Origin of the sequence: Levilactobacillus yonginensis (assembly GCF_003946265.1) — a bacterium.
GTDB lineage: Bacteria > Bacillota > Bacilli > Lactobacillales > Lactobacillaceae > Levilactobacillus > Levilactobacillus yonginensis.
On record NZ_RHNO01000039.1, the window covers coordinates 1 to 10,802 of the forward strand.

The following is a 10,802-nucleotide window of genomic DNA, read 5'->3' on the forward strand; positions in this document are numbered from 1 at the left end:
ATGGCTCGGTAGCTCAGTCGGTAGAGCAATGGATTGAAGCTCCATGTGTCGGCGGTTCGATTCCGTCCCGCGCCATTTATGGTGGGGTAGCGAAGTCTGGCTAAACGCGGCGGACTGTAAATCCGCTCCTTCGGGTTCGGTGGTTCGAATCCACTCCCCACCATCATTATAGGGATATAGTTCAATGGTAGAACAACGGTCTCCAAAACCGTCGATGTGGGTTCAACTCCTACTATCCCTGTTTGTAATGTGATGGCGGTATTGGTGAAGGGGTTAACACACCGGATTGTGGTTCCGGCACGCGTGGGTTCGATTCCCACATACCGCCCTAGATTGGGGCATCTTAAAGAAACAGTTGGTCCAGTCAGATTGGATAGACGATTATGGTGGTATAGCCAAGTGGTAAGGCAGAGGTCTGCAAAACCTTCATCGTCGGTTCGAATCCGATTACCACCTTTGACTGGGTGTATCCAATCAGAATTTTTTTGCCGGAGTGGCGGAACTGGCAGACGCGCTGGACTCAAAATCCAGTGTCCGTTGAGGACGTGTGGGTTCGAACCCCACCTCCGGTATAAGAAGTTTCATCTCGGAAGTCATTGCATTCGGCAATGACTTTTTTTTTGCGTATTTTTACGTGTGCTCTGGATGAACCATGGGTAGGTAACTGTTGTGGATGTAACTGACATAACGCACTCTAAGGCCATCACGGCACGGTCAAGACCCGTGCCCGGTTGACAAGACGTAGTAATATGAAGCTTAGGATGGTTGCTAAGCAGGGATAATGGTCCGATAGGGGAAAACTAGGACAGTTGCTTCGTTCTTTGCTACGAGAACCATCTTAGGGTGTCATTGTCTGGTGCTAGGGAAAGCTGCCGAGTGGGTAGCAAGTAGCAAAGGCTAGCTGGATTGCCAATTGAGGGCTGTTTGTGGAAACGTTGCGGATTGATCAGGTGATGAGCTAACTTCTCAGAGAATCGTCTCAGACAACAGATATGATTGAAATGAATCAATGCTTAAACGTTAAGAGCGGATACACTGACTAGTGAGTACTTACGTCGCTTTAACTGGATAGCTATCGTTTTAGTTTTTCAGTATGGGTCTATTTTTAATTAAATCCCTCATCGATGTTATAAACGATGAGGGATTTTTTTGTTCGAACTATCAGAGTATTCAATAAATAGGGTGCGAAAATGACGAATATGTAAGAAAACGGCCTCGAGAATTGCCAGGACAGCGGCTTTTATATCTTTTTTGGGTAAGTATACCTAAATATAGTAAAAACGCTTAGCTAGAAGAATAAAGCGCTATTTTGGTAACTAGGGGTATTGTGAAAATAGTTGCTGTCAAATGGGCGGCATCTTTCGTCCGGATTATTGAGGACGAGAAATTGATTTGATAAGTTGAACGTAAGATCGTTCAAAGGAAGTAATCGCCAGCCTAAGATTTGGGATAGCTGAGTATTAAGCTATACCCTTTTAGAAGGTATTCTGGAGCAGGCGTGTGACGAGTGAGGGTTAGGGAGGGGGAGAGCCTGTCGCAATCTCGAACTAGGCTGTTAATTTATGAGATTCTGCCAGGGTTATGCTACCATGCTTTCGAGTGACCGTTGGCGAGTTGAGAGTATGGTGAACTTGTTGTATCAAAAAAGCCTAGCGGGACGGCTAGGCTTTCGCGGGTATTACTATGTCAATGTTAGATAGAGGTTTGTTTCTTATTCGCCGTAAGCTTCATCCAAACCAACTTTGTCTTGGTGGTCGATGGATGCGTAACGGTCGGATGCGTACATAACACTCTTCTTGCTGGATGAATGGCTTAAGCCAAGGGCATGGCCAATTTCATGAGTAGCAACGTTAGTCCGTTGACTCTTGGTGTAACCATACTTAGTAAGTAAGCTACGGTTCAAAGTGGACTTAGCGGAAACGATTTGGTTGTCGTTGCTACCTTTGTTGATGTATGAGTAGTTGGTGTAGCCGGCTAACTTGCCGCTCTTGGTGCTGAGTGAAGCGGAAGAAGTTAACGTGATGTCAGCCTTTTCGCCGCTCTTAGCAGCTTTTAATTGAACAACGCCAACTTTGTTCCAGCGCTTAACGGCGTTTTTCCAAACACCCTTGTAGTAAGAAGAAGTGTTGGTAGTTGCGTATGTAATAGTGGTGTCTTTCCAGCTACCCCATGAAGGTGTAACAGGTGCCTTTGCTGCGGCGAAGATGGTTGAGCTGCATGCTGCTAAGGTTAAGACGATGGTTGCGACGATTAAGACTGTCCCTTTAATAATTTTTTCTAACATGATGAATACCCGCTTTCTTAAAATCCGAATTATCTCTTTTTCAATTGCTTGCTATCTTATTGACTGACATAAGTATAGAACGGGTACCAAAGGAGTAGGACGGACACTTAAGCGAGTGTGGATAGTTTCCAGGGGACAATAATTCAATTGTGGACAAACATTGTCCCAAAAGGCCTTTTGTGTGGGGAAGAATGGTTACACATCAGCAATTGTGGCTACAAAGATAACTACGAAATTGGGTGGTCAATCTAACTTTTTTGACCAAAATAAAATCCAGCCCGGTCTGCCGCGGTTTAGCGGCTACTCGGGCTGGATTGTTGGTATATTTGGGCAACTAATTCGAAGTGTAACGAACATTGCATGCAACACAATGGCGAAAGTGGCTAGTTTTTTGCATAAAATACGAAAGATTAGATATATTTCACAGCGGTCCCGTAAGCGGCCACGGATTGCATGTCCGTGCCAATGGAACCGGAATCAAATCGCATCATAACCACTGCATCGGCTCCCATATTTGCGGCATTTAACTTTAAACGATCGACGGCAACGTTTCTGGCTTCATCGAGCATATTGGTGTAGTCGCGGATTTCCCCACCCACCACGTTCTTTAGCGAAGCACCAATGTTTCTGATCAAGTTCTTAGACTGGGTGGTGAGTCCGAAGACTTCGCCGATAACTTCGTATTGATGGCCGGGAATATTCTCGGTGGTCGTGACTAAAATATCTGACATGATAATTCCTCCTCTGGTGATGTAGTTAATATACCCATATATGGCAGGAATAGCAACGATAAGTGGATAAAGGAAAAATAAGTTTAAACTCTGCAATTAGTCTGTTTATATGACAAGAGTGCATGAAGGCGGAGCCATTTGGCTGTTTATACGGCCTACTAGAAGTCTTGTGGGAATAAGATACATTATTTTGATGACAAGTCTAATTTTGAAGATTTTTGAAGTATGGATTGTTAATAATTGGGACTATTAAGTTCAGCTCAAACGTGCTATCTTTAACTCTATCGTCAGCTTCTATTAAGGGCAACGATCAGGAGAACTCATGAATAAGACTATGAAGCTTCAATCTGATGCGGGGGGCTATAATTTGGAAGCAGCCCCGTCACCGTTTGATCACACAGCCATTAAGCTCGGCGCAGCTCATCAGAAGAATGTCATGGCGTGTAAGCAATCCGAACAAGCTTTGTATGATTATCTCCCCGAGGCGGGGTGGACGGAGTTTCGTAATCAGCATCTTCTTTACGAGGACATCCGCGACCTGACCTACTTTCGACTCAATTTTTTTGCCGGTCCCGTCCAGAAACTAATCGACGTTTTGGGAACGGGTTATCAGCTGGAGGTATGGGACCGAAAGTCTCACCGCAAACACAGCTTTAGCAAGGACCGGCTGCGCGACGCTCGGTTCGTCCAAGCTGAGGAGGGGGACTTAGTAGAGACCCTCTTCTACCCGTTAGTGGGCTATCGTATTCGTCGGTCCTTTACAATAGTAGATACGCGAATTTATTGGAAGAAAACGCAGTTCTTTGTTAATGGCAAAAGAGTGTTAGTCGATGAGGGTTTGATGCAATTACAAAAGCAGATTAATCAGGTGAAGGATTGGCCCCAGGGCCCCAATTTTCGGATTGCCGACTTGACCTAAGGGGATGAAAAGAATCGCCCCGCCATCGGTATAAGAAGCTGCGTTAATCGAGACAACAAAAAAAGTCCAACCATGCGATGGTCGGACCGATTAGTTAACGGAATAGTGTAGCGAGTCTTGGGCGATTAATTGTTGTTTAGTGGCCGTAATTTGCCCTCGAAGTAAGTCTGTGTGGCTAACCGGGATAACGTTTCCGTTACCTCTTTGATGGCCGCTGACGCGTAAAATTTGGGCGTCAATGATATAGATAACAGTGGGGTCAATCGTCAGATCCCAGTGATGTTCAGCTTGAATGGTGTCGCCAGAGAGTTGTAAAGCAATTGCCAAATTCTGACAAAAGTGATCGATCAGGGCCGCATCTACAATTTGATTACCGGTTAAGCTAGGCTGAAATTTGCCGCTTAAGATGTCGCCAATCACTTTGATTTCCGTCATTTCCGTTCCTCCATTAACTAGATGATGCCCCATTCTAGCACAGCTAGCAGTAGAAACGAGTGTTCAGTGGTGGAGTTTAGCGAAACTTTAAAAGACTGACGCTATAGAAGGATTAATAGACCAACAATCAGTTGAAATAGGCCAGTCATGACTAAACGGTAGCGTTGATTCAGCCGACCTTGGAGCCACCAGTGAGCGGCTGTCAGTAAAATGATTAAGATGATGCGCCAACTAAAAGGTAACCAGAATAGGGTGACCACGAAGATCAATGGGGTAATTAGGCGCCGTCGCCAGTCTTGGGTACCCGTGACGTAGTATGGTTCGAAGAACGCAAGGTAACTGGCCATTAACGGAATTAATGGTGTGAGAAATTGAACGGCCAGGTAGTGGTTTCTGAGAAAGAACAGGACCACGGGGACCCCTAAACCGGCGAGAAAGCTAAAGACGACTAGACCATACACTGATTGCAAACCTAATTGTGGGATACAAGCTAATACGAGAAAGATACAGATTAGAAGGGCAAAGAGCTGTACCAAGTGAGCTTGGGGAGCGGCGAGAAAGCCCATCGTTCCCGCCGCAACGACGAGAATTGGGCCAACCGTTGTTTGAAAATGTCGCTTCAAGATGAGGAAGTAGCCGGCTGCTAAGAAAACGCCGTACACTAATAGGAAGAACTTGACGTCGGTTCCTAAAGGATTACCGGTAGAAGCCGTCGAACCGGCGACCCACCAAAGAATATTTTGACACAGGGTGAAGATAAACAATTGCTGCACTGTGCGGTTTTTAAAGAAGGCCATGAGTGTGGTCATGGAATCGCTCCGTTTCGACTGGTTATAGTATTGCCTTTTATCTTAGTGAAAATTATGGGTTTGGTCAACGTTTCTTTTTGAAAATTCACAGCCCTTCCTTGTTAAATTAGCCTGATTTATGTTAAACTTCTTGGGTTATGAGTCAATTCCCGATAGGATTCACGAGTCTAGTGAAGCTGCCTTGTAACCGAATGGCGACGAGATTATCGGTCAACTTGCCGTCAACACTATCTAGGGGGAATATCCATTGCAAGAAAGACATTTATTTACTTCGGAATCTGTTTCTGAAGGCCATCCAGACAAAATCGCTGATCAAATCAGTGACGCCATTTTAGACGCGTTACTTGCACAAGATCCCGATTCACGGGTTGCCTGTGAAACTTCCGTTACGACGGGTCTCGTCCTGGTCTTCGGTGAAATTTCCACCAAGGCTTACGTCGACATCCAAAAGGTCGTTCGCCAAACGATTAAAGAAATCGGCTACACGGACGGTCAATACGGCTTCGACGGCGACAACTGTGCCGTTTTAGTTGCCATTGATGAACAATCACCTGATATCGCGCAAGGGGTCGATGACTCCTTAGAAACGCGGAAGGGTGATGAGGATCCACTGGACCAAATCGGTGCCGGTGACCAGGGGTTAATGTTTGGGTACGCAGTTGATGAAACACCTGAACTCATGCCACTGCCAATCATGTTGAGTCACGCCTTGATGCAACGCATCGCTAAGTTGCGGAAGACTAACGAAATTGACTACCTCCGGCCAGATGCTAAGGCTGAAGTCACGGTCGAATATGACGACAATGACAAGCCAATGCGGGTCGACACGGTGGTCCTGAGTACGCAACATGATCCTGACGTGACGTTAGATCAAATTCGTCAAGACGTAATCGACCAGGTGGTTAAGGAAGTTATTCCGGCCAATCTGCTTGATGACCAGACTAAGTACTTTATCAACCCAACTGGCCGGTTTGTTATTGGTGGTCCCCAAGGGGATGCTGGTTTGACCGGTCGGAAGATCATCGTTGATACGTACGGTGGTGCTGCTCACCATGGTGGTGGGGCCTTCTCAGGGAAGGACGCCACAAAGGTTGACCGTTCCGCAAGTTACGCAGCACGGTACATTGCCAAGAACATTGTGGCTGCCAAGTTGGCATCCGAATGTGAAGTACAGATTGCTTACGCCATTGGTGTGGCTGAACCGGTTTCTGTTTACGTGAACACCTTCGGTACTGGGACCGTTGCGGAAAGTAAGTTATCTGCAGCTGTTCGTGACCTGTTTGATCTTCGTCCAGCCGGAATCATCAAGATGCTTGACTTACAACGCCCAATCTACAAGCAAACTGCCGCGTACGGCCACTTTGGTCGGACCGACATTGATTTGCCTTGGGAACACCTTGATAAGGTCGACGCTTTGAAGGCGGCCTGTGAAGCTGCAACGAAATAATTTTTAAAACCTATAAGAGTTCCGATTACCCGTGGGGTGGTCGGGACTTTTTAGATTCGGCTAGCGGGGAACGCCAATGACCGACTGACGGTTTTACGTCACAGCCAGGTGTCCCGACGAAGATCCTGTAAATAATTAAGCATAAACTCTTGATATTTCAAAGATTACCCCTGATAATTAATCTATTACTATCTCGAATAGAAATTGGGAAGTGGCAGCTTTTGGCCACTCAAATACGTTGTGTGGCGGGGCCAACGGTAGGAGGAAATTATGGTTAAGAAACAAACTAACGTTGGTGTCGTTACCGGCGCTGTCTTCGTCGCAACTTTTATGTCCGCCATTGAGGGAACCATCGTCTCGACCGCCATGCCCACCATTGTCGGTGATTTACACGGAGTGGCCTTGATGAACTGGGTTTTCTCAATTTTTCTGCTAACCAGTGCGTTGGCCACCCCCATCTATGGCAAGTTGGCTGATACAGTGGGTCGCAAGCTGGTCTTCCTGGTCGGGTTGTTCGTCTTTGTCTTAGGATCGATGCTGTCAGGGATGTCCCACAGTATGGAAACCTTAATTGCTTGGCGAGCCCTGCAGGGAATTGGGGCTGGGGCCATTATGCCTGTCTCATTTACGATCCTAGCCGATATTTATCCAGTCGAACAACGGGCCCGGGTTATGGGACTAAACGGCTCAGCGTGGGGAATAGCGGCTGTGGTGGCTCCTTTACTGGGAGGCTTTATCGTGGATCAACTTTCCTGGCATTGGATTTTCTTCATTAATATTCCGATTGGGTTGATCACCATGGCGTTGATTTGGTTCAACCTTAATGAGTCCACTCAACGCAAGACGTTTACGATGGACTGGGGGGGCTGTATCTGGCTTTCAGTCGGGTTACTAGCCATGATGTTAACGTTCCAGTTGCTAGGTGACGGTGGGATTAGTTTGACTTGGGTCATCGTGGGCTTTATCGTGGCCGTGGTGTCGTTTGGCCTGTTTATCCGTCAGGAACGACGGGTAGCGGACCCCTTGATTCCAATGTCATTATTTAAGGACCGCACGTTTGTCATTCAAAATTTAATCGCGGCATTGCTCAGTGGATTTATCATGGGCTTTGAAGTGTACTTGCCAACCTGGACGCAAGGACTTCTCGGATTGTTAGCGTCTCAAGCTGGTTTTGCAATCACCCCCAGCTCCTTGATGTGGATTGTCGGGTCATTCATTGCGGGTAAACTGTTGTTGAACCGCTCACCATATCAGATTGTGAACATTGCTTTGACGCTAGTTATCATTGGGGCGGTCACGATGGCAGTTCTGCCAATGAGCACGCCATTTTGGAGTTTCTTCGTGATTGCGGCCATTTGTGGAACCGGATTTGGGATTACCATTACTACGACCACAGTGACCGTACAAAGTCACGTGGCGACCGATGAGGTGGGAGTCGCGACTTCATTCAATACGTTGGCACGGACTCTGGGACAGACCATTATGGTCTCCATTTTTGGAATTATCATGAACGTTGCGATGGCGCGTGGTGTGGCCAGTCACCCGGGCACGACCATGGCAATGATGAATAAATTGATCAATCCGCAGACGGCTAAGGATTTACCAGCTCATCTGCTACCAACGCTTCACGGTATTTTGTATCAGGGGTTACATGCCATCTTCATCGCAGGTGCCTTGCTGATTGTTATTTCATTTTTGGTGAATATTTTAGACCGTCGGAGCACCCAGGGCGTTGTCTAAAGGTAAGCGTAAATATTCCCGTTTTCAAATAACTTACGGTATAATGGTGCTAAATGACCGAAAGTGGAGGCGAGAAGATGTTTGAAACCAATCATGCGCGGTATGCCAGCTATGGTACCGTTGCGGCCATGCCTGGTGACATGATCGATGCCGTTTGGCAGATTATTGACCGCGACCTCCAAGGGCTATTCCCGTTGGATAACCTGCTGACGTTTAAGTTGCACAACAATCAGGGCAACACAACGTTCGAGTATGTTCAAACGGACGACAAGCAGATGACGTTACGGGCGGGATTTGATACTGAATTCGGGTATACCCCTGAACTCCCGGAAACGGTGTTGGCTTATGACGATGGTGACAGCCAGATTATTCTTTTACCATCCGAAACAGCTGATAGATAAAACAAAAAGACCACAAACCCTGACGGTTTGTGGTCTTTTTTGTGTGCTTCCTAAACGGTAGCGTTGGAGCGAATATCCTTTAAGGCGTCATCGATTTGTGCTAAAACAAGGTCGGTGTTGCCAGGTACGTCTAAGTCGTACTTTTGCAGGTCAATTTTAATCTTAGGACTAACATCGTAGTCAGCAAACCAGCCTTGGTAGGCAGTCCACATCTTCTTGTAGTAACTTTCCAATTCTGGATTGTTATCGAATTGTTCGTAGTCACGGCCACGCTTCTTGATACGATGAAGAATCGTGTCAAAGTCAGCGTCAGCGTAAACTAACAAGTCTGGTGCCTTCTTTGGCAATTCTTCCAGTTCGTTCATCATGTTGTCGAGGAGGTTCAAGTAAACCTCAAGTTCCGTGTCCGTGATGTTCCCTTCAGCGTTGTTTTCGCGCGTGAAGAGGGCATCTTCGTAAATGGAACGGTCGAGGACGTTGTTGTCGTCGGCAAGCGCTCGCTTAATCATGCTGAAACGTTTGTTCAAGAAGTAAATTTGCAGTAAGAAACCATATTGCTTAGGATCCCGGTAGTAAAGTGGCAGCACAGGGTTGTCCCCAACGGGCTCGAAAAATGCCTGAGTTCCCAAGTGTGTCGCAATCTTTCCAGTAAGGGTCGTTTTACCGACACCGATCATTCCAGCTGTAATTATCACCATGATAGCCCCTCTTTAATTAGATATACAAGATATAGTGTACCATAAAAATGCTCTGTACTACATCTGCTAGACAGATTTTTCTCCATTTCGTTAACTTTGGTTAGGCTGTATAATGGAGCCGTAGAGTTGTTGATTAGGAGGTTATGGTATGTATCAAGCAATTGTCTTTTTTGATTTAGATAGTACGTTGTTTGACGACGACAAGCATGTCTTGCCAGCCAGCATCGCCGCTATTCACGAGATGCAACAACATCATATTCTACCAGTTATCGCGACTGGAAGAAACATTTTTGAGATTCAATATGTTCTGGACGCCACGGGGATTGATTCCGTGGTTGGGGCCAATGGCAGTTATGTCCAGTTAGAGGGCAAACGCCTGACCTCGTCCGTGATTGACCAGCAGACGCTAAATGATATCACAGCGTTTGCGAACGAGCAAGGGGACCCGTTGGCGTACTATACCAGCCAAGGGTTTCGGTTGAGCCAGGCCAATGCTGATACAACGGAGAATTTTCAGCTTTTACGGTTGGATCCGGTGGTCGATGCCGAGTGGTATCAAAACCAGGAAATTAATTTTTTGAATGTCTTCAACCGAAATAAGGATCAGGCATATCAGGAAAAATTTGCTGGCAAACTGGATCTCGTACGCAATAATCCGCGCTGTTTGGATACCATGATTCATGGCGTCAGCAAGCAGTCTGGTATTCGCACGTTGATTGAAAAGGCTGGCCTACAAGGAATTAAGACCTATGCCTTCGGGGATGGTTACAACGACCTTCAGATGTTTGACGAGGTCGATGTGCCTATCTCCATGGGTAATGGTGTTCCTGAGGCCAAGGCGAGGGCTACGTACGTTACAACGTCGAATACAACGGATGGTATTGTCCGCGGTCTCCAACACTTTGGGCTCATCAAGTAGGTACGCTTTTCGCCTTACCGGTTGGCAGATATGGGCTGGAACGGTGCGGGCACAACTTGAAGCCTCGAAAACCACGAGTCTACAAGCTTGGCCTTATTCTAAGCCAGTGGGGAAATCACCCGCTGACTAAGAATAATTTCGCGCCTGAGCCCATATCTGCCAACCTATCGGCTGTAATTGTAGGCCGTCTCGGTGGTAGTCGGAGAATGCTCAACTTATGATTGTTAGCTTGTTGTTGTGACTAATGTCCAAGGAAGCAAATCACCACCTTTGACTGCCGAATCATGAGCATTTTAATTTAATTCCAAGAAACAGCTATGGCGTTCGCCATGGCTGTTTTTGTTATGCCTTTAGGCCCGGTTGAGCACGCTAAAGCGTGCGAAACAAAAAACCACCCGCTATGCGGGCGGATAGTAAAT

The 10,802-nt window shown here is 46.6% G+C and carries 10 protein-coding genes, 6 tRNA genes and 1 riboswitch; of the genes, 11 read left to right on the forward strand and 5 right to left on the reverse strand.

All coding sequences use genetic code 11. The features are described from left to right. Positions 1 to 2 precede the first annotated feature (2 nt). The 6 genes from EKM87_RS11840 to EKM87_RS11865 all read left to right on the forward strand — a co-directional run bounded on the left by EKM87_RS11840 (position 3) and on the right by EKM87_RS11865 (position 572). A tRNA-Phe gene (locus EKM87_RS11840) sits at positions 3 to 75 on the forward strand. Positions 76 to 80: 5 nt separating this feature from the next. After that, a tRNA-Tyr gene (locus EKM87_RS11845) sits at positions 81 to 163 on the forward strand. 7 nt (positions 164 to 170) lie between these two features. Next, a tRNA-Trp gene (locus tag EKM87_RS11850) sits at positions 171 to 241 on the forward strand. A 14-nt stretch (positions 242 to 255) separates the two neighbouring features. Then, a tRNA-His gene (locus tag EKM87_RS11855) sits at positions 256 to 328 on the forward strand. Between the two features lie 57 nt (positions 329 to 385). Beyond that, positions 386 to 456, forward strand: a tRNA-Cys gene (locus EKM87_RS11860). A 31-nt stretch (positions 457 to 487) separates the two neighbouring features. After that, positions 488 to 572, forward strand: a tRNA-Leu gene (locus EKM87_RS11865). A 1,139-nt stretch (positions 573 to 1,711) separates the two neighbouring features. Here the strand turns inward: EKM87_RS11865 and EKM87_RS11870 are convergent. Beyond that, on the reverse strand, positions 1,712 to 2,284 hold the full coding sequence (locus EKM87_RS11870; protein WP_125684939.1) for a matrixin family metalloprotease: 573 nt from the start codon (positions 2,282 to 2,284) through the stop codon (positions 1,712 to 1,714). A 410-nt stretch (positions 2,285 to 2,694) separates the two neighbouring features. After that, positions 2,695 to 3,018: a heavy metal-binding domain-containing protein gene (locus EKM87_RS11875; protein WP_191988576.1), complete on the reverse strand. Its 324-nt coding sequence runs from the start codon at positions 3,016 to 3,018 to the stop codon at positions 2,695 to 2,697. 319 nt (positions 3,019 to 3,337) lie between these two features. On the opposite strand from EKM87_RS11875, the gene EKM87_RS11880 reads away from it, so the two are divergent. Further along, a complete protein-coding gene (locus tag EKM87_RS11880) occupies positions 3,338 to 3,934 on the forward strand; it encodes a hypothetical protein (RefSeq protein ID WP_125684944.1) in 597 nt (198 codons plus the stop codon). 90 nt (positions 3,935 to 4,024) lie between these two features. Here the strand turns inward: EKM87_RS11880 and EKM87_RS11885 are convergent, their stop codons facing one another. Beyond that, positions 4,025 to 4,369: a hypothetical protein gene (locus tag EKM87_RS11885; protein ID WP_125684946.1), complete on the reverse strand. Its 345-nt coding sequence runs from the start codon at positions 4,367 to 4,369 to the stop codon at positions 4,025 to 4,027. 101 nt (positions 4,370 to 4,470) lie between these two features. Continuing rightward, the gene (locus EKM87_RS11890) at positions 4,471 to 5,178 is read right to left on the reverse strand and encodes a hypothetical protein (RefSeq protein WP_125684948.1); all 708 of its coding nucleotides are present in this window, start codon (positions 5,176 to 5,178) and stop codon (positions 4,471 to 4,473) included. Positions 5,179 to 5,308: 130 nt separating this feature from the next. Further along, positions 5,309 to 5,428: riboswitch (SMK box riboswitch) on the forward strand. Here EKM87_RS11890 and metK point away from each other — a divergent pair. From metK to EKM87_RS11905, 3 genes are all read left to right on the forward strand, one after another. Next, positions 5,426 to 6,625, forward strand: a complete 1,200-nt coding sequence (metK, locus tag EKM87_RS11895) for a methionine adenosyltransferase (RefSeq protein WP_125684950.1) — start codon at positions 5,426 to 5,428, stop codon at positions 6,623 to 6,625. Its footprint overlaps the riboswitch before it by 3 nt. Before the next feature lie 270 nt (positions 6,626 to 6,895). Beyond that, a complete protein-coding gene (locus EKM87_RS11900) occupies positions 6,896 to 8,365 on the forward strand; it encodes an MDR family MFS transporter (RefSeq protein WP_125684952.1) in 1,470 nt (489 codons plus the stop codon). A 77-nt stretch (positions 8,366 to 8,442) separates the two neighbouring features. Beyond that, positions 8,443 to 8,766, forward strand: a complete 324-nt coding sequence (locus EKM87_RS11905) for a DUF960 domain-containing protein (protein WP_125684954.1) — start codon at positions 8,443 to 8,445, stop codon at positions 8,764 to 8,766. A 50-nt stretch (positions 8,767 to 8,816) separates the two neighbouring features. On the opposite strand, the gene EKM87_RS11910 is transcribed toward EKM87_RS11905, so the two are convergent. Beyond that, positions 8,817 to 9,464 carry a deoxynucleoside kinase gene (locus EKM87_RS11910; protein WP_125684956.1) on the reverse strand — a complete coding sequence of 216 codons (648 nt, stop codon included), beginning with the start codon at positions 9,462 to 9,464 and terminating at the stop codon, positions 8,817 to 8,819. 148 nt (positions 9,465 to 9,612) lie between these two features. On the opposite strand from EKM87_RS11910, the gene EKM87_RS11915 reads away from it, so the two are divergent. After that, positions 9,613 to 10,383, forward strand: a complete 771-nt coding sequence (locus tag EKM87_RS11915; RefSeq protein WP_125684958.1) for a Cof-type HAD-IIB family hydrolase — start codon at positions 9,613 to 9,615, stop codon at positions 10,381 to 10,383. The last annotated feature ends 419 nt before the right edge of the window (positions 10,384 to 10,802 follow it).